The sequence below is a fragment of the Mesorhizobium sp. M0909 genome (genome assembly GCF_040319515.1).
Classification (GTDB): domain Bacteria; phylum Pseudomonadota; class Alphaproteobacteria; order Rhizobiales; family Rhizobiaceae; genus Mesorhizobium.
In genome coordinates, this window is the sequence record NZ_JAMYOA010000019.1 from 84,101 (window position 1) to 103,052 (window position 18,952).

Sequence of the window (18,952 nt, forward strand, 5' to 3'; positions counted from 1 at the left end):
CTCCGGTCATGTCTGGGCCAACACCTCGACGAGCGCCTCGACCATGGCGGAAATGTCGGCTTCGCCGATATTGAGCGTCAGTGAGATGCGCAGCCGTGACGTGCCCTCGGGCACGGTCGGCGGACGAATGCCGCGTATGTCGAAGCCGCGGGCCTGCAGGCGCGCCGACACTACCATGGTGCGCCTGACATCGCCGATGACAAATGGCTGGATTTGCGAGCCGCTGGGCGTGACGCCGCAGCGATCGACCAATTGGCGGCCTGCGAGGGCAACGCGTTCATGTAGCTGAACACGCCGCATAGGCTCGTCGGCGAGCATTGCGAGCGCTTCGCGCGCCGCGACCGCCATCAGCGGCGATGGCGCTGTGGCGTAGATGAATGGCCGGCAACGGTTGATCAGATACTGGCACAGTGTCCTCGGCCCGGTCACGAGCCCACCAGATGCGCCGAGCGCCTTGCCGCAGGTGTGGAGCGCGACGATGTTGTCGCGGCCCTCGAAAGCGGCGGCCAGCCCCCGGCCGTCCGGTCCCCAGACGCCGGTGGCATGCGCCTCGTCAATGACGATGAATGCGTCGTGCCGATCGGCAAGCGCGACCAGGCTCTCCAAAGGCGCGCAATCGCCATCCATGCTGTAAAGGCTTTCCACCGCGATCCAGACGCATCCCATGCCGCCTTCGGCGCGCCAACGTGTGATCGCATCCTCGACAGCATCGACGTCGTGGTGCGCGGCCAGCACCAACTGTGCGCGCCCGGCCTGCGCACCCTCATGCATGCTGGCATGGGCGAGCTCATCGAGGATCAAAAGGTCGCCCTTCTGCGGCAGCGCCGTCAGCAGAGCGAAGTTGGCGATGTAGCCGCTGCCGAAGAACAGCGCGCGGTCGGCTCCAAAGAATGCCGCCGCGTCTGCCTCGAGCTGCTCGTGTTCCGGCGCATTGCCGCGCAACAGCCGCGACCCGGTGGCGCCAACCGGCGTGCCACGCGCAATCGCCGCCGCAACCGCTTCGCCAAGTCTTTTGGAGGCGGCAAGCCCGAGATAGTCGTTCGACGAGAAGTCGCGCCCGGCGCGCGGCTTCAGCGTCCGCAGCCGGTCCTTGCGCGCCAGTCCCAGCAAGGTCGCCTCATAGCGGGCAAGCGGTGCCCCGTTCATTGCGCCTCGAGTTCCATCGGCTCGATGCCAAGGCGCCGGAACAGCAGGGTATCCTTGTCCTCACCGGGATTGTCCGCCGTCAGCAGCGTGTCGCCGACGAAGATCGAGTTGGCGCCGGCAAAAAAGCACAGCGCCTGCATCTCGTCGGTCATGGCCGTACGGCCGGCGGAAAGACGGATATGCGATTTCGGCATCATGATGCGCGCCAGCGCGATGACGCGCACGAATTCGATCGGCTCGATCGGCTTGGCGTCGGCAAGCGGGGTGCCGGCGATCGGAACCAGCATGTTGATCGGAACGCTTTGCGGATGTTCCGGCAGGTTGGCCAGCGTCACCAGCATGTGGATCCGGTCCACCGGCTCCTCGCCCATGCCGACAATACCGCCGCAGCAGACCTTGATGCCGGATTGGCGAACGTGCTCGAGCGTCTCGAGCCGGTCGGCAAAGCTGCGCGTGCTGATGATCTCGCTGTAGTAGCGTTCCGACGTATCGATGTTGTGGTTGTAAAAGTCGAGACCAGCCTGCTTCAGTCGAGCGGCTTGCTCACGATCGAGCATGCCGAGCGTCATGCAGGTCTCCATGCCCAGCGCCTTGACGCCTTCGACCATCGCCACCACCGCATCCATGTCGCGCGCCTTGGGGTTTCGCCAGGCCGCGCCCATGCAATAGCGGGTTGCGCCGGCGTCACGCGCTTTCTTCGCCTCGGCGACGACGCGCCGGACCTCCATCAGCTTCGACGCCTTCAGGCCGGTCTCGTGATGCGCCGACTGGCTGCAATAGCCGCAATCCTCCGGGCATCCGCCCGTCTTGATGCTGAGCAGCCGGCTGAGCTGGACCTTGTTGGGATCGAAATTCTGGCGGTGCACGGTTTGCGCGAGGAAGAGGAGATTGTTGAAGGGGGCATCGTGAAGTGCCTGAGCCTTCTCCAGGGTCCACGCTCCAGGGTCAGGGGATTGAGCCTGTGGCGATGTCTGCGTTGGACTGGCTGTTTGCATGTCCATGCTGTTCCTCCGGTTCTGCCTTGCTTTGCTGTCTGATTGACGACGATCGGAAAGGACAGTTGATTCGATCCTGTTCGTTCCTCAGACAATCATGAGCCCCAATAGTCGAGGCCGATATCCAGGATCGGCGCGCTGTGGGTCAGTCGGCCGACCGAAATCAGATCAACGCCGGTCGCGGCAATCGCTCGCGCTGTATCGGATGCGATCCCGCCAGAAGCCTCGGTGATAGCACGGCCGCCAACGATTGCGACGGCGCGGCGAAGATCGGCGAGGGACATGTTGTCGAGCAGAACCGCATCGGGAGCGAAGCCAAGTACCTCCTCCAACTGGGCCAGCGTATCGACCTCGACTTCGATCTTGACGAGATGACCGGCCCGTCTTCGTGCTCGCTCGAGCGCCGGGCGAACGCCGCCTGCGATGGCGATGTGGTTGTCCTTGATCAGAATTGCGTCGTCGAGGCCGAAGCGGTGATTGGATCCGCCACCTGCGCGCACGGCATATTTTTCGACTGCCCGCAATCCGGGCGTCGTCTTGCGCGTGCAGACGATCTTCGCGCCATATCCACGAACCGCAGCGACGATCGATGCCGTTGCTGTAGCGATGCCGCTCAGATGGCACAAAAAATTGAGTGCCGTCCGTTCGGCTGTGAGAATGCCCCGGGCAGGGCCAACCACTGATGCAATGACCTCTCCATCCATGACATTGCAGCCGTCTGCCCGCTCCACCGAAATTTCGACATCAGGATCAATCAAGCGGAAAGCGAGCATCGCCAGATCGAGGCCGGCGACAACTCCGGACTGGCGCGCCGCCAGCACGGTTCCCGCTTGGTGTGCCTTCGGGATGATGGCCTCCGTGGTCAAGTCGCCGGCTCTGCCAAGGTCTTCAAGAAGAGCTGCCCTTACAAGCGGCTCAAGCATGACCGTGGGAAGCGGTGAGAGCGTCATCATTTTGCCCCTTCGAGGCTTGGCGAGTGTCCGAGTTCCCGCGCAGCGGCCAAGGCGGCTTCGAGGGTGATTTCGGACCGTCGGGCGACAGTCGCATGATGAGGAAAGTCTGTCCGGTAATGAGCGCCGCGGCTTTCTTCGCGCAACAGGGCGGCAACCGCGATCATTAGCCCGACAGCCGCCGGATCCGAGGCCGCGTCCTTGCTTTCGGCGAGCGGCAACAAGGCATATGCGGCTGCTTTCAGACCTTCACCATCCCGGACGATGCCGAGTGCGCGCGACAGGAAAACACGCACGGGCGTCGGAGCGGGCGATGGGTGAACGTCCGCAACCGCAGGCCTTGTTCTGCGAGCAGGCGTTCCGGCGACACTTTCAGCGACCCAGCGCGCGCACACGACGGCCTCGGTCAAGGAATTGCTGGCGAGCCTGTTGGCGCCATGCAGTCCTGTCGAAGCGACTTCGCCGCAGGCCCACAGCCCCTTGACGGACGTCCTACCGGAGCCGTCCACGGCAACGCCCCCCATGTGGTAGTGTTGGGCCGGACGAATGGGGATGAGATCGCGCGCGGGATTGATGCCGGCTCCACGACAGGCTGATGCAATTGTCGGGAAGTGTCGAGCAAATTCCGGGCCAGGCCGTTGCCGCGCGTCGAGAAAAACACGGTGGCCGTTGGCAAGATGGTTCCAGACGGCGCGCGCCAAGACATCACGAGGCGCAAGTTCCGCCCCTGACACGCTCTGGAGAAAAGCCTGGCCGGTTTCGTCGATCAGGGCAGCACCTTCGCCGCGGACGGCCTCGCTGACCAGCGCCATAGGGCGTTCCGGGCCGTCAAGCGCGGTCGGGTGGAACTGGATGAACTCGAGGTCGGCAAGGACAGCTCCAGCGCGGGCCGCAAGCGCCAGGCCCTGTCCGCAACTGCCCGAAGGATTGGTGGTGTCGAGAAACAGTCCCCCGATCCCACCGGTGGCGAGGACGACCCGCCGTGAGCCGAAGAAGACAGGTCCTATCGAACCGCTCGCCCAGACGCCTCGGATCGCATTCTCTCGCACCGCCAGTCGGCGCGCTTCCACGCCCTCCACGACAACAATCGACGGAGTGGAACGCACAGCCGCGATCAGGGCACGCATGATCTCACGCCCGGTGCCGTCACCATGCGCATGAACGATGCGACGTCGGCTGTGTGCGGCCTCCAATCCGAGGCACAGTGATCCTTTCGACGTACGGTCGAAGGGAACCCCAAAGCCCGCAAGCCCCTCTATCGCCTTGGGCGCGGCTTGGAGGATGCGGCTCGCCACGTCTGTGTCGCAGAGACCATCCCCGGCGGCAAGCGTATCGGCCAGGTGCAGTTCCGGATCGTCGTCTTCGCCGAAACTTGCAGCCAGACCACCCTGTGCCCAGGTGCTCGAATTGTCAGCTCCCAGCAGCGTCCTGGACAGAAGCAGCACCGGCTCCGGCGCCAGTTGAAGCGCGGTCATCAGTCCGGCGATGCCGCCGCCGATGATGATGGGCCGCCCCAAGAAGCTGCGGACATCGGCGCTCAAATTGCCAGCATCCGTTCGACCGCAAGCCGCGCGCGCCCGGCGATCCCGGGTTCGATGGTTACGATATGGTGGTTCTGCTCGAGCGCCATGCGGATGTTGGCAAGCGTGATCCGCTTCATGTGCGGGCACAAATTGCAGGGCCGGATGAACTCGACCTCTGGGTGCGCTAACGCGACGTTGTCGCTCATCGAACATTCCGTCATCAGCACGACACGTGCCGGCCTTTGCCTTTCGACATAGTCGGACATGGCAGCGGTCGAGCCGGAAAAATCTGCTTCAGCCACGACGTCGGGCGGGCATTCGGGATGCGCGAGCACGATCACGCCGGGATGGCTTTCGCGCAACTCGCGGATGTCGGCCGGTGTAAAGCGCTCATGCACCTCGCAATGCCCTTTCCAGGCGATGATCTGCACATCGGTCTGGGCGGCGATATTCTGGGCCAGATATTCGTCCGGCAACATGATCACCTGGGGAACGCCAAGGGATTGGACGACCGCCTTGGCGTTGCCGGATGTACAGCAGATATCCGACTCGGCTTTCACTTCGGCCGACGTGTTGACATAAGTGATGATCGGCACGCCGGGATAACGCTGGCGCATCAAGCGCACGTCTTCTGCCGTGATCGATTCCGCCAACGAACAGCCTGCCCGCAGGTCGGGAATGAGCACCGTCTTTTGCGGATTGAGCAGCTTGGCCGTTTCGGCCATGAAATGTACGCCGGCCAGCACGATGACTTGCGCCTCGATCGTCGCAGCCGTGCGGGCCAGTGCCAAGCTGTCGCCGACGATGTCGGCCACGCAATGGAAGATCTCGGGGGTCTGATAGTTGTGCGCCAGGATGATGGCGTTGCGCTCGCGCTTCAGTGCAAGGATCGCCTCGATATCCTCGACGAAAGCCGGCCATTCGATCGGCGGGATCACTCGTCGGACGCGCTCGTAGAGAAACGCGGTCGCAGGCAGCACGGCGCTCATCGACCCCTCCAGCTTATACTCTAGTTGAAAATAACCAGCATATACTTGCTGTGAGTATAAGCGATGTCAACCCCGCGCCAGCGGCAATTTTGTCCCGGCGATGACCCTCTCGTCGAGAACGGCGTGGCGGAACCGGTAAAGCTTCGCTGGCCGGCCGCCGGTCTCCGCGGTTGCCTCTCCGGTCTCTTCGACCAGCTCCTGCTGCTCGATCAGCCGGCGAAAGTTCGGCTTACGCACGAGCCTGCCGGCAAGCGCCTCCACGGTTCGCTGCAGCTGCAAAAGCGTGAAGACCGGCGGCATCAGCTCAAAGACGACCGGCCGGTATTTGATCTTGGAGCGCAGCCGCGCAATGCCGGTCGCCACGATGCGGCGATGATCGGCGACCATAGACTTGCTGGGCACCAGCGGAGGCAGCGTCGCGTCCCGTCCGCTTCCGGCCTCTTGGACCAGGCCTGCTTCGTAGACTAACTCATAGCGTTGAAGCGTGAGTTCCTCGTTCCAAAGGCGGTCGTCGAAGCCGAAGGCTATCGTCGCCCGCTGCCAGCGTTCACGTCGCGTGGCCGCGTCGCTGACGCCGTCTGCCCATTCAATCAGGCGCGGTCGCAGAACGTCCAGCACGACCGGAGGCGTGCCGGAGCGGTGGTCCTCCCATGGAAAATATTCATACCAGCTCTGCCAGCCGCACTTGGGCGAGCCAGCTGCCTGTTCCTTGCGGGTCAATGCGAGATAGCTGATGGAGATGACGCGCTGCTGGCGCTCGGCGCCGATGCGATCCCGATCCGCGAAGGTGTAGAGTTGCTCAATATACCCCAGCGGATGGCCGGTCTGCTGCTCGACCCACCCCCTCAAACCGGATTGCAGCGATCGGTGCTCAAGCGCAAATGGTCCGGAGGGAAGGGTGTCCGCCTGGCCGATGGTGAGGACACAGGGTTCACTGTCGTTTACGGCGACGACAAAGGCGATCAGGTCCACTTTGACTTCGTCGGCCTTGACGGCGGCTCTGTCTTTCCTGGGTCCTTTTGCCTGATCGTCCATGTTCGCGAAAGTGGTTGGCCAGCTCGGGGGCGCCTGAATCGATTTAAGTGTAAGCGCGCCTGTCCGCACGTCAACACCGCACAGCTGCACGGCCATTTTTAGCTCTTCGCACTTGCACAAAAATGTGGCAAACGCGACACCCGCGGTTGGTAACGTTGGGGAAGGAGGGTCCATTGAGTGCGTTTGGTGACACCAAGGCGATCACACCGCCGGATATTCGTTCGCGCAAAGGTGGGACGCCGCTCGTCTGCCTTACCGCCTACACGACGCCAGTCGCCCGGCTTGTCGATCCCCATTGCGATGTGGTGCTGGTCGGCGACAGCGTCGGCATGGTTCTCCACGGCCTGCCCTCGACGCTCGGTGTGACGCTGGAGATGATGATCACGCACGGCCAGGCCGTGCGCCGTGGCCTCGAGCAGGCGCTGATGGTCGTCGACCTGCCGTTCGGTTCCTTCGAGGAAAGCCCCGAGCAGGCTTTCCGCAATGCCGCGCGCGTCATCGCCGAGACCGGCTGCGCGGCCGTCAAGCTCGAAGGCGGCGAAACGATGGCAGAGACGATCGGCTTCCTCGCCGCGCGCGGCGTGCCGGTCATGGCCCATGTCGGCTTGACGCCGCAGGCGATCAACACCATCGGTGGCTACCGCGTGCAGGGCAGAGGCGGGGATGCCGAGCGCATCAGGCGCGACGCGCTTGCGGTGAGCGAAGCGGGCGCCTTTGCGGTCGTGCTGGAGAAGGTTCCCGAGGCGCTCGCCCGCCGGATCACCGGGGAGGTGGCGACCCCGACCATTGGCATCGGTGCCTCGGCAGCCTGTGACGGCCAGATTCTCGTCGTCGACGACATGCTGGGCCTCTTCGGCGACTTCCGGCCCAAATTCGTCAAGCGCTATGCTGAATTGGGGGAGGCCGCTGCGGCTGCGATCGCGGCCTATGCGCGGGAAGTGAAGGAGCGCCAGTTTCCGGCCGCCGAGCACGTGTTTGCCGATGCGCGCAAGCCCGCCGACGCGGACGCCACCAAGAGCGGAGAAGCAGCGTGAGCGTGCCGATTGTCAGGAGCGTTGCCCAGCTTCGCGAAATTGTCGCCGCATGGCGCCGCGAGAGCGTGAGGATTGCCGTGGTGCCAACGATGGGCGTCCTGCATGAGGGCCATCTCAGCCTGGTGCGCGCGGCACTCGAGAAGGCCGACCGGGTGATCGTGACGCTCTTCGTCAACCCGAAGCAATTCAACAGCCAGGCCGATCTCGCCGCGTATCCGAGCACCGAGGACGAGGATGCCGCCAAGCTGGCACCGCTTGGCGCGCACCTGCTTTATGCGCCGGATGCAGAGGAAATGTATCCGGCGGCCTTCGCCACGACCGTTTCGGTGTCCGGTGTCAGCGAGGGCCTGTGCGGTGCCTTCCGGCCGGGACATTTTGATGGCGTGGCGACCGTCGTCGCCAAGCTCTTCCTGCAGACCAGCGCTGACTTCGGCTTCTTTGGCGAAAAGGACTTTCAGCAGCTTCAGCTAGTCAGGCGTATGGCCCGGGACCTGGATATTCCAATCACCATTGTTCCTTGTCCGACAGTCCGCGAAGCCGACGGTCTTGCACTATCATCGCGCAATGTCCGGCTCTCGCCAGCAGAGCGTGCTGTTGCCCCCGAGCTATCATCGGTCTTGCTCGAGACGGCTGAGCGGCTTGCCCGCGACTCGCCCGTCCTGCCAACGCTTGCCGAAGCGCGCGCAGCAATTCTGGCTGCGGGCTATCGCGAGGTCGAATACCTGGAACTTCGCGACGAGGCAGATCTGCGACCCATGACAAGCCTTGACCGACCTGCACGCTTGCTTGTCGCGGCCTGGCTCGGCGGCACACGGCTCATAGACAACGTCAGAATATCACGGGTTTCAACAGATTAACGGGGTTCTCGGCACGCGCTGTATCCGTCCGGGATCGTTTAAAACAAGGTCTCTGCCTGGCATCGAGCGATCACGGAGGTTACGCAAAGCGCAAATGCATCGCGTGTTTGAGAACTTCGTCGAGCAACTGTCTGCAAGTGTTGATGCTGCCGATCTCCGTGAGGCAATGGCATCCGCTGCAGCCGGCTTCGATTTTCCGCTATTCGCCTATTTCACTTACCCGTCGGCCCCCGGCGACGCCCCGCAATTGATCTCAAACTATCCTTCATCCTGGACATCACGTTATCTGCAACAGCGGTACCACAGTCTTGATCCGGTCATCCTGCGCGGGCTGCAAGGCTGGGATACCTTCGATTGGGGTGTGGATCGCGCTCGGCACTGTCTGCCGAATTCGCAGCAACAAATTCTGGAGAGTGCGGCTGAGTTTGGCATCCGCGGCGGCCTGACGATATCCATGCATGATCATCGCGGCCGGTTTGCTGCCCTGACCTTTGCTTCCGACGAGTCCCGCCCGCCTCTGTTGCGGTCACTGACACGTTACGAAAAAGCATTGCAGCTGGTGGCCATCAACTTTCATATCCATGTCCGGCGCAGGCTCGCCGACGATCGCGTGGTGGATGGTGTAACGCTCACCCCGCGGGAGTTCGAGTGCCTGAAATGGGCGGCGCGCGGCAAGTCGGCTTGGGTTATCAGCCAGCTTCTCGGCGTCTCAAAGCGCACCGTGACCTTTCATCTGGAAAACGCCAAGGCAAAGCTTGGCGTTCGAACGATCAACCAGGCCGTTGCACGACTGGCTGCCTCCGGCCAGGCGAGATCCTGATTCGTCGGCCACGATAGCTGTAAACCTCTACAGGCTGCATCGCTGCCGGCTTTGCCCTTCGATGGCGGGAACACATCCCGCACGGAGGCGACCATGATGCAGCTGATAACACCAGACCTTTACGACGAGTTCGCAAGCGAGCTCAAAGAGATGCACGGGCTCAGGTTTCGGGTGTTCAAGGAAAGGCTCGATTGGGAAGTTGATACCGAAGACCAGATGGAAACAGACCCGTTTGATGGTCTGAAGCCTGTCTATCTGCTCCTCAAGGGATCCGACTGGCGAATTCGCGGTTGCGTGCGTCTTTTGCCCAGCACCGGACCCACAATGTTGCGCGACACGTTCCCGGTGCTGCTGGGTGCTGACGTCGTGCCCTCGACCTCCGACATATGGGAGAGCAGTCGTTTCGCGCTCGATCTCCCTCCGTCGGCGCCCAAGGCAGCGGGCGGACTGGCCCAGGCAACCTACGAGCTCTTCGCGGGCATGATCGAGTTCGGCTTGGCCAAGGATCTGACCCGGATAGTAACGGTGACGGACACGCGCATGGAACGGATCCTTCGCCTCGCGACGTGGCCATTGTCGCGCATCGGACAACCCAAGTCCGTCGGCAAAACGGAGGCGGTGGCCGGGTTTCTCGAGATTTCCCGCGCGAGCCTTTTGCGCATCCGCAGCAGGGGACGTCTGAGCGGACCGGTACTGTGGCAAGCGGTTCTAGGCCCGTCGGCATAGCGCCATTGTGGACACCTGAGCCGTGAAGGATGCTGGTCTGCCCAAGGAAGCGACGGTCGGTCTTGTATGCTGGCCGGACTGGCGTCGTCACGAAGCTTACCACTACGCCAGACGATTGCCACGCACTGCCTGGGCCTGGGAGTTTCTTCGGCGCAATCCACAATTTCAGCGCGACCACGCCAAAATGGCACCGTCCGCCTGCATTGTCGGAGCCCAGGCCGACATGAAGATAATCGAGTTGACGACAGGATCATCTTTCCTAAGACAATGGAGCCTCCTTTTTCGCGGACGCGCCACAGTCGGACGCTACGTCGGCAAGGGTCTTTTGGGATCCGCGCGACTGCGCCCGTATTCTACGAGCGGCCGCGGAGCCGGTTGGGCTCGACCACGATTTTGAACCGCTTGATCTCCCTTCGCTCTCATGCTGCAAGGACATCCTGCTGACACCTGCCGGCGTGCAGCACGTGCTGCTGAGGGAGGACTGCCGGAGTCTGCAGATCGCCCTTTCCGGTGCATCCGTTCTCCGCCCGTTGCGGCTATATGTCGACGCGATCGTGCAGCCGCAGCACCTGAAGTTCCATGTCGCTGCCCTTCAGTTCCTGAACGACATCAATGGTTGCGGCCGCCTGGCAGCTGCTTGCTTTCCGCCGGAACCCCGCGGAGCGCGTCTGCGTATCGTGCTCCAGGCTTTGGATGGCTCGCTTGCGGGAGCATCTCATCAGGAGATCGCCATTGCCCTGTTCGGGAGACGCCGTGTCGAAGAAGATTGGTCTCATCCAGGTAGCCATCTTCGCGATCAGGTGCGTCGCGCCATCCAACGTGGCCGCTACCTGATGGGCGGCGGCTATAGACAGTTCCTGATGTAATTCGGGTGACAGCTTGGTGATTGTCTTATTCGAAAACGCGCAGGCATCAATCTCCATTTCTCACTGCTATTGTGCCTTGTACAAGACGTGACACGCGCCTAGTTCTTCCGCTGCGGGAATCGGGTTTGAGTAATACGGACGAAGCACTGAGAACCAACGTTTTCGTGATAGTGCATTCATGCCCCGAGAATCCTGATGACCGTTACGAACCCCGACAAAGCCGGCGCTGACTGAAACGGTCGCTGAACGTGCTCTGTGGCCTGCGCCGCCTGACTCTCGGTTTCGGCTATGCCGACTAACAGCGTATTGATAGGCCATCGCGGGCTAAGCTCTACCGGCGAAAGCCGCGTCAAAGCGGCAGGCAATCAGAAACTAGATCGGCGGCGACGATGATTATGATCAACGTGACGAACACGTGAATCATGCCGACGGCGCCGACGTTGCCGATGATGATGATGCCGACCATGCGTCGCTGATGCTGCCTAACTACAGTGCGGTGTGATCATGCCGATCACCGCGTGACCACGAGCGGCGGCGGTTCGTGGTCAGGTGCGTGGCCGGGATGATCGCGCATGGCCGATTGTTCCTTCGTGCCGCGGGGTGTGGGCTTGCGTTCGGTCATGAGGACGTCAGGCGCAACGAGGAAGTTAGATCAGGGCCCCAAACGCGGCTTATCCATGGGGTGGATGATAGCTATCCCTACAATCAATTATACCAATATTACCCAATACTACTAGAAGATCCCCCAATGAAGCGGCCGGATGGGTATCCGTCTCGCGTAGGCTGAAGCTGCCGGCAAGAATGGGAAGACGAACATGTGCGGGATTGTTGGCATCGTTGGGCAACAGACGGTGTCGGATCGGTTGGTCGACGCATTGAAGCGTTTGGAATATCGCGGCTATGATTCCGCCGGCGTTGCGACGATCACCGAAGGTGTCTTGCACCGCCGGCGCGCCGAGGGCAAGCTCGTCAATCTCGAGAGGAGACTGAAGGAAGAGCCGCTGAGCGGCAACATCGGCATCGGCCACACGCGTTGGGCAACCCATGGGGCCTCGACGGAACGCAATGCGCACCCGCACTTTGCCGACGGTGTCGCCGTCGTCCATAACGGCATCATCGAGAATTTCACCGAGCTGAAGGACGAATTGGCGGCGGCTGGCGCCGAGTTCCAGACCGATACCGACACCGAGGTCATCGCGCATCTCTTGGCAAGACACCGCCGGGAGGGCATGAGGCGGCAAGAGGCGATGCGTGCCATGCTGAAACGCGTCAGGGGCGCCTATGCGCTTGCCGTCCTCTTCGAAGATGATCCGTCGACCATCATGGCGGCGCGCAACGGACCACCGCTGGCGATCGGTCACGGCGACGGCGAGATGTTCCTGGGCTCCGACGCGATCGCGCTTGCTCCCTTCACCAATGAAATTACCTATCTCATCGAGGGCGACTGGGCCATTGTCGGCAATTCGGGCGCCCATATCTTCGATTTCGACGGCCATCCCGTCGAGCGTCCGCGCCATACCTCCACGGCCGCGGCCGATCTGGCCAGCAAGGGCAATCATCGCCACTTCATGGAGAAGGAAATCTACGAGCAGCCCGAAGTCATCGCCCATGCTCTCCGTCACTATAGCAACATCATAGAGAATCGCGCCGACATGGTTTCTGCCATCGATTTCGCCAGGATCCCGAGCTTGGCGATCTCGGCCTGCGGGACCGCCTATCTCGCCGGACTGATCGGAAAATACTGGTTCGAGCGCTATGCGCGCCTGACGGTTGAAATCGACGTTGCGTCCGAATTCCGTTACCGCGAGATCCCGTTGTCGCCGCAGTCGGCGGCTCTTTTCATTTCGCAGTCCGGCGAAACCGCCGATACGCTCGCATCGTTGAGGTACTGCAAGGAGCGTGGGCTGAAAATTGGCGCTATCGTCAATGCCTGCGAATCGACCATCGCTCGGGAGGCCGATGCGGTCTTCCCGATCCTTGCCGGACCGGAGATTGGCGTCGCCTCCACCAAGGCGTTTACCTGCCAGCTTGCGGTTCTAGCCGCACTCGCCATCGGCGCCGCCAGAGCCCGCGGGACCGTAACCGAAGACGAGCTGCAGGCGCTCGTCAGGAGCCTCGCCGAAGTGCCGCGGGTCATGGGCCAGGTACTCAACAGCATCCAGCCGGAGATCGAGTTCCTGTCGCGCGAACTGTCAAAGTGTCGTGACGTCCTGTATCTCGGCCGTGGCACCAGTTTCCCGCTAGCGATGGAAGGTGCGCTGAAGCTCAAGGAGATTTCCTACATCCATGCCGAGGGCTATGCGGCGGGTGAATTGAAGCACGGTCCGATCGCATTGATCGACGACAACATGCCAGTGATCGTCATCGCGCCCCATGATCGCTTTTTCGACAAGACCGTCTCCAACATGCAGGAAGTGGCTGCCCGTGGAGGGCGGATTATCCTCATCACCGATGAAAAAGGGGCAGCCGCATCGAAACTCAACACCATGCACACGCTCGTGTTGCCGGCTGTCGACGAGATTATCGCGCCGATGATCTTCTCGCTGCCGATACAGCTTCTTGCCTACCACACAGCGCTCTTCATGGGCACAGACGTAGACCAGCCGCGCAATCTCGCAAAATCGGTCACGGTCGAGTGATTGTGAACCTTTATAGGTGGCGATGCTTGTCCATCTTCGCTGCATCGGCGGTGGAAATTGGTCGAAGATATCAGCGTCCGCGAGGCTGGGTGGACGGTGCCGCGAATAGCCACTGGAGGCGTCAGTGAGAGTTCGAGTTGCTGTTCAAGAAAGCCATCGGGGAGAATGAGTCGTGTACGATCGCAGGTCGAATGCGCTACAGCCGATCAGGCCATCTCATGGCGGGCAGGTTCTTAGAACTTGATCAGAAGCAGGTGAGCCGCCATATTCCGACCCGGCTGCCAATTTCAAGTGGCCCATTCCATGGATGAGGCCGGTCCGGCCGAATGGACGTCCATTTTTTTGATTTGCTGGGTGTGCGCCAGGGTCGGGGAGGAAATCTCCCGATTTGTCAGGCGCTCCCATCTTCTTGGAGATGTTTATGAAGGATTCGCGCATTCCCGAGCCAGTCTTGACGGCTATGTCGCAGGGGACCCACATCATCCGCGCTTATCGTGAGCACCTTGGGTATTCAATCGAGGACCTCGCGGTCGCGTGCGGGCTTGCCGCTCAGGAAATCCAAAACATCGAGCGGGGTCTAAAGTACAATAAGGGCTATCGGAATCGGATAGCGAGATCGCTGTCCATACCTGTGGGAATTCTTGAGGCAGAGTCGGACATATCGGACGCCGCCTGATCAGTCGGATAATCTGCAATGGGTGGAAGACCGCTCTTGTGATGTGACGTTTGCGGCTGATAGTCGTCGCTTGATTCCGTTGTACGCGAATGCCTTCTGGCGCAGTACCGCCAAGAGAATTCTCGTCCACTGTCCGAGTCAGGAACTGCACGCGGGCTCGCCGAACAGGAAGTTGGAACGCTTCGTCATGCTGTCTTAGGCGATATAGCCGCCCGGAGTGCTGCGACACGTGCACGATAGCATTGGCTCGCGAGGATGGATTGCTAACGGCGAACCCATGCTGGTCGGCAAGGTGATACTGGCTGGAGCATCAACTCGGCCGACGAGAGTGGCCCCCCATCCTAGGCAGGATCGGCCGACATGGCCGGCATCGCGAGCCGCTCTGAAAAGAGCACAGCGGGCATCCAGACGCTGCCGGGTTGACTATGGGTGTCGGAACCGCAAAAAGGGGCCGCTCTTCATGAGTGGCGTGCGCCGGCAGTCTAACCCCAAGCCCCCCGCCAGGCTGCCGGCGCGCTTCTAGCCGCCTTGATGCACACGATAAGCTTTTGACGGCCTGAAGCGACGTTGTGGTCGCCGTTGCGGTGCTTTTCCACGCGCCTCGTCAGGCGCCGGGATTGCTCCGTCGTGATGGCAGGCGGGGGTTTGCAGGTTGCGGTCGACGGGTTCGTTTCGGGGCGTCTGCCCCCATCGTTATGTCGCGAGTTGGGGGATGCGATCGAGGACATGCGCAGGATGCGCTGGTCGGGGCACGATGTCGGCAGGTGCAGGCGGATTTGCGATTTCATCTCGACCACCCGCGCAGCGATTTTGATGAGGCGCAATCGCAGCGTGTCGAATTGGGCGACGGCAAAGCTCGAGCGCCTCGGCATCGCGGCCCGCAAGCCCCACATCAACCAGTAAGCACCGGCATGCAGGAATAGCCGGAACTGGTTGCCCGTCGCTCTGGTGCAGGATGTGCGGTCGGCGGCAAGATGCGTCTTCCACGACTTGATGTGGTTCTCGGCCGCGCCGCGCCGGCAGTAGACATCCTCGTAGAGCGCCTTGGCCTTCCCACCGGCAAGGTTGGTGACGACGAAGCGGATATCGCCACCTTGGGCGCCGACCTCGACCCGCGCGATGATGCGCTCGACGCGGCTCCAACTAGCGGCGCCGTCAACGAACTCCTTGAACCTGCGGACCTTGCCTGTCTTGGCCGACGCTTCGAAGCGCGCCGTCGTGCTGGCCTCCAGATCCGCGACATGCTTGCGCAGGGTCGTGGTGGGCGCGAGGCCAAAGATGAAGTCGACGTCGTTGGCGCGGCACCAGTCGATGACCTGCGGGTTGCAATAATGGCTATCGCCGCGGAGCAGGATTCGAATGTTCGGCCAGTTGATCCGGATCGCCCGCACCAGACGGCGCAGGTGGGGGCGGATCTCAGCCCCACTCGGCCGCTTGGCCGGTCGCAGGATCGCGCTGACGAACCGTCCCGCACCATCGAACACGACGATCGGCTTGAAGCCGTACTCGTCATGGTGGGCATTGAACAGGCGAAGCTGTTGGCCTCCGTGCACAGCGTCGAAGGTGTCGTCAATGTCGAGTACGATCCGCTTCGGCACCTGCCGGAACGAGGCGCAATAGAGATCGACCATCGCCCGTCCCATCGCGACCAGCTCCCGCACGCCGGGTAGGTTCTCCAGCCGGCGCAGCGTCGATTGCGACGCCAGATCCCGACCCGACGGCAGCGCATCCTGGGCCATCTTGAAGACCGGATCGCGGCGCAGCCGGTTGGCGTCGTTGCCGTCCTCGTAGCCGGCGGCGATCATCTTCATGCGAAAGCCGATCATGTCCGCCAGGCTGTGGACGACCTGGTCCGGGCAGCGCGGATCGTCGATGCAACGCGCCAGACGCTCGGCCACCCGCAACCGCTTTTCCACCTCGGCCAAGGCCAGAACGCCGCTGTTGGACGACAGCATGCCGCCGTCGAAACGGGCGACGACGGACTTGCCGCCGACTGATGACAAACCGCTCAGCGGCAGCGCAAGATCGTTCATGGTGGGTGTGGTCTCCGGGAAATGGTTCGGATCGGCTTAGGCAACCAAATCCTACGTCATTTCAACGGCTTGCGCCACATCCACCAACCCCCATGAATTTGGTTAGGTTGATGCGGCGTGCCGCCGCCGTGAGGCCGCGCTCGCTCAGCAGCGCGTCGAGAACGACGAGAAGATTCAGATCGAGCCCTTTGAAACGCATGTCTTAGCTATCCATAGCGTGGATGCATTTGATTGAAACAAACGATTTTACCAATTTTCCGGAATGTCGCATGGACTTGGCAGGACCTCACGTGCGCCGATCACTGCCTCTATCGCGTGGCGAGTCCCTTGAGAAGAGCCCGAAAGAGGAAATCTGTCGCGTGCGGTGGAGATTGTACTGGGAATGAGAGGCAGCGCTCCGATCATGTCGAACTCTCCGACGAATGGCGGACCGGTACAATAGTTGATCGCAACTGGTCCGGAGCTATGAAACATCTCGATTACATATGAGGTGCCGAGTGAATACGCTGACAGCACCCACCGTCGCAGCGTTTAGCTGACGTTTGACGACGGTTCCTATCCATTTACACGCAGATTCTTGATGTGCTGGCGCAAAAGCGGGAGGCCGGCGACTTTTCTTCGTCATCGGGCTGACGCCGCAGAAGCCGGAACTCGTCCGGTTCCTATGGGCATTGGGCTTGGTCGGTCGCACAGGCTCTATGAGGGGCAATTTTGGCAACGCGACGCGACTCGGGTTTTGAACGACGCCGAAAACGCAAGCTGGAAAGGAACAAGATGGCAGATCAACTCGCCAACGAAATAATCGCCATTATCAAGAAGCGCGCCGCGTCGGAGGGCGGCATAGCGCCTGCCACAGGCGGCGAGATAACGGCTGCCACGGGACTGACTTCGCTCGGTATCGATTCACTGGGATTGGCGGACGTTCTCTGGGACCTGGAGCAGGCCTACGGCATCCAGATCGAGATGAATACGGCCGAGGCATGGTCGGATCTCCAGAATGTTGGGGACATGGTGGAAGCCGTGCGCAGCTTGCTCGCTAAGGGGGTGTGAATGGACAGGCGCGTCGTGATTACTGGGATTGGCGGGATTTGCGGGCTTGGGACCAACGCCGCCGCCATTTGGACAGAGATGCGAGAAGGCCGCTCCGCCATCGGCCCAATCGTCAACTCCGAGCTCCATGAATTGAGGGTCAGGATCGGTGCCGAGATCAAGGCGCTGCCGGAGCATGACATCGACGGCAAGCAACTCATCTCCATGGACCGCTTCAGCCTGCTCGCTGTGCTTGCGGCGCGCGAAGCCATGCGTCAGGCCGGACTTTCCTCCAAAGAGGGAAATAGCTATCGCTTCGGTGCGACGGTGGGCGTTGGCGGCTGCGGGTGGGATGCGATCGAGCAAACCTACCGCGCCATCCTTCTGGGCGGTAAGCGTGCCGCTCTCTTGACTGTACCCAAGGCGATGCCGGGTGCCGCTGCCGGCCAGGTCAGCATGAGTCTTGGTCTGCGCGGGCCGGTGTTCGGCGTCACGTCCGCCTGTTCCTCGGCAAACCATGCGATTGCCTGCGCGGTGGACCAGATCAGGCTCGGCCGGGCCGACGTGATGCTTGCCGGCGGCAGCGAAGCGCCGCTCATATGGGGTGTGCTGAAGGCATGGGAAGCGATCCGCGTGCTTTCGCCCGATACTTGCCGGCCATTCTCGGCCGATCGCCAGGGCCTGTCGCTTGGTGAAGGCGCCGGCATGGCGGTGCTGGAAAGCTACGAGCATGCCCTGGCTCGGGGCGCCACCATCCTTGCCGAAATTGCCGGTGCCGGCCTTTCCGCCGATGCGTCCGACATCGTCGCGCCGACTGTCGAGGGGCCGGAGGCAGCAATGCGGGCCTGCCTTGCCGATGCCAGGCTGGACGCCGAGGATGTCGACTATCTCAACGCGCACGGCACCGGCACCAAGGCCAACGACCAGATCGAGACGGCGGCGATCAAGCGCGTCTTCGGTCAGCACGCCTTCTCAATGTCCATTTCTTCTACCAAGTCCATGCACGCGCATTGCCTCGGCGCGTCCGGCGCGCTCGAGTTGATCGCCTGCGTGATGGCTATCCGCGAGAGCGTCGTGCCGCCGACTGCCAATTATCGTGAGCTGGACCCCGATTGCGATCTCGACGTCACGCCCAATGTGGCACGCGAGCGCAAGGTGCGCGTGGCACTGAGCAACTCCTTCGCCTTTGGCGGCACGAACGCGGTTCTGGCGTTCAGGCAGGTGTAGAAGCCATGAGAGATGCCTCCGGCAACATTATCTCTCGCATCCAGATGCTTGCCGGATAACTATTGTGAAGGGCGGGTGATTGACCGCCTCGGCGAATGCGGGAAGTGGCAGCGGAAGCTCGACGATCCGGGGGTATCGTCTTTGCGAAATTCTTAACTGTTGAAGCGGCTTGGACGTACCGCCGCCCCGTAAAAGGTAAGCGAGGCCCTGCGGGCTCGGCTTGAGGGTCTGAAGCTGTACACGACAATGTCTGGAAGCCGCAGGGTCGGCTCTGCGCCCGTTACAGTCGCCTGAGTGCTGCCGGCCCGGCCGCGCCGCGGGGGCCGTCAACGAACTCCTTGAACCTGCGGACCTTGCCTGTCTTGGCCGACGCTTCGAAGCGCGCCGTCGTGCTGGCCTCCAGATCC

General features: G+C 61.9%; 16 protein-coding genes and 3 pseudogenes. 10 read left to right on the forward strand and 9 right to left on the reverse strand.

The window, feature by feature from the left end; genetic code table 11:
* Positions 1 to 6: 6 nt before the first annotated feature.
* The 6 genes from NKH83_RS25010 to NKH83_RS25035 form a co-directional block, all read right to left on the reverse strand.
* Positions 7 to 1,146, reverse strand: a complete 1,140-nt coding sequence (locus tag NKH83_RS25010) for an 8-amino-7-oxononanoate synthase (RefSeq protein ID WP_352807978.1) — start codon at positions 1,144 to 1,146, stop codon at positions 7 to 9.
* Positions 1,143 to 2,141 carry a biotin synthase BioB gene (gene bioB, locus NKH83_RS25015; protein WP_352807987.1) on the reverse strand — a complete coding sequence of 333 codons (999 nt, stop codon included), beginning with the start codon at positions 2,139 to 2,141 and terminating at the stop codon, positions 1,143 to 1,145. Before bioB ends, NKH83_RS25010 begins: the two co-directional genes overlap by 4 nt.
* Before the next feature lie 95 nt (positions 2,142 to 2,236).
* Complete coding sequence (gene nadC / locus NKH83_RS25020) at positions 2,237 to 3,091, reverse strand: carboxylating nicotinate-nucleotide diphosphorylase (protein ID WP_352807979.1); 855 nt, start codon at positions 3,089 to 3,091, stop codon at positions 2,237 to 2,239.
* Positions 3,091 to 4,632, reverse strand: a complete 1,542-nt coding sequence (locus NKH83_RS25025; RefSeq protein WP_352807980.1) for an L-aspartate oxidase — start codon at positions 4,630 to 4,632, stop codon at positions 3,091 to 3,093. The genes nadC and NKH83_RS25025 overlap by 1 nt, the downstream gene beginning before the upstream one ends.
* Positions 4,629 to 5,603 (reverse strand): quinolinate synthase NadA, encoded by a 975-nt coding sequence (gene nadA, locus NKH83_RS25030; RefSeq protein WP_352610560.1) that lies wholly within the window; start codon positions 5,601 to 5,603, stop codon positions 4,629 to 4,631. The genes NKH83_RS25025 and nadA overlap by 4 nt, the downstream gene beginning before the upstream one ends.
* A 66-nt stretch (positions 5,604 to 5,669) precedes the next feature.
* On the reverse strand, positions 5,670 to 6,638 hold the full coding sequence (locus NKH83_RS25035; protein ID WP_023722073.1) for an NUDIX hydrolase: 969 nt from the start codon (positions 6,636 to 6,638) through the stop codon (positions 5,670 to 5,672).
* Positions 6,639 to 6,811: 173 nt separating this feature from the next.
* Between NKH83_RS25035 and panB the strand changes: the two genes are divergently transcribed.
* From panB to NKH83_RS25075, 8 genes are all read left to right on the forward strand, one after another.
* The gene (gene panB / locus NKH83_RS25040) at positions 6,812 to 7,672 is read left to right on the forward strand and encodes a 3-methyl-2-oxobutanoate hydroxymethyltransferase (protein WP_352807981.1); all 861 of its coding nucleotides are present in this window, start codon (positions 6,812 to 6,814) and stop codon (positions 7,670 to 7,672) included.
* Positions 7,669 to 8,529: a pantoate--beta-alanine ligase gene (gene panC / locus NKH83_RS25045; RefSeq protein ID WP_352807982.1), complete on the forward strand. Its 861-nt coding sequence runs from the start codon at positions 7,669 to 7,671 to the stop codon at positions 8,527 to 8,529. The genes panB and panC overlap by 4 nt, the downstream gene beginning before the upstream one ends.
* 94 nt (positions 8,530 to 8,623) lie before the next feature.
* Entirely contained in the window at positions 8,624 to 9,349 is a 726-nt protein-coding gene (locus NKH83_RS25050; RefSeq protein ID WP_352474702.1) for a LuxR family transcriptional regulator, read from the forward strand.
* Positions 9,350 to 9,442: 93 nt separating this feature from the next.
* Entirely contained in the window at positions 9,443 to 10,075 is a 633-nt protein-coding gene (locus tag NKH83_RS25055; RefSeq protein WP_352807983.1) for an acyl-homoserine-lactone synthase, read from the forward strand.
* A 22-nt stretch (positions 10,076 to 10,097) separates the two neighbouring features.
* On the forward strand, positions 10,098 to 10,472 hold the full coding sequence (locus tag NKH83_RS25060; protein ID WP_352484151.1) for a transcriptional regulator domain-containing protein: 375 nt from the start codon (positions 10,098 to 10,100) through the stop codon (positions 10,470 to 10,472).
* Between the two features lie 157 nt (positions 10,473 to 10,629).
* Positions 10,630 to 10,941: a DUF2285 domain-containing protein gene (locus NKH83_RS25065; protein ID WP_245278728.1), complete on the forward strand. Its 312-nt coding sequence runs from the start codon at positions 10,630 to 10,632 to the stop codon at positions 10,939 to 10,941.
* An 815-nt stretch (positions 10,942 to 11,756) separates the two neighbouring features.
* Positions 11,757 to 13,580 (forward strand): glutamine--fructose-6-phosphate transaminase (isomerizing), encoded by a 1,824-nt coding sequence (glmS, locus tag NKH83_RS25070; protein ID WP_352807984.1) that lies wholly within the window; start codon positions 11,757 to 11,759, stop codon positions 13,578 to 13,580.
* A 460-nt stretch (positions 13,581 to 14,040) separates the two neighbouring features.
* Positions 14,041 to 14,256, forward strand: a complete 216-nt coding sequence (locus tag NKH83_RS25075) for a helix-turn-helix domain-containing protein (protein ID WP_352453550.1) — start codon at positions 14,041 to 14,043, stop codon at positions 14,254 to 14,256.
* A gap of 693 nt (positions 14,257 to 14,949) precedes the next feature.
* Here NKH83_RS25075 and NKH83_RS25080 read toward each other — a convergent pair.
* A pseudogene (locus NKH83_RS25080) lies at positions 14,950 to 16,289 on the reverse strand (IS1380 family transposase).
* A 97-nt stretch (positions 16,290 to 16,386) separates the two neighbouring features.
* Positions 16,387 to 16,488: pseudogene (locus NKH83_RS25085) on the reverse strand (LysR family transcriptional regulator); the annotation flags it as partial.
* 575 nt (positions 16,489 to 17,063) lie between these two features.
* Here NKH83_RS25085 and NKH83_RS25090 point away from each other — a divergent pair.
* Positions 17,064 to 17,339, forward strand: coding sequence for an acyl carrier protein (locus tag NKH83_RS25090; protein ID WP_352458906.1), 276 nt, complete (start codon positions 17,064 to 17,066; stop codon positions 17,337 to 17,339).
* On the forward strand, positions 17,340 to 18,545 hold the full coding sequence (locus NKH83_RS25095) for a beta-ketoacyl-[acyl-carrier-protein] synthase family protein (protein ID WP_352453892.1): 1,206 nt from the start codon (positions 17,340 to 17,342) through the stop codon (positions 18,543 to 18,545).
* Here the strand turns inward: NKH83_RS25095 and NKH83_RS25100 are convergent.
* Positions 18,532 to 18,696, reverse strand: a pseudogene (locus NKH83_RS25100) (LysR family transcriptional regulator); the annotation flags it as partial. The gene NKH83_RS25095 and the pseudogene NKH83_RS25100 sit on opposite strands and share 14 nt — an antisense overlap.
* Positions 18,697 to 18,952 lie beyond the last annotated feature (256 nt).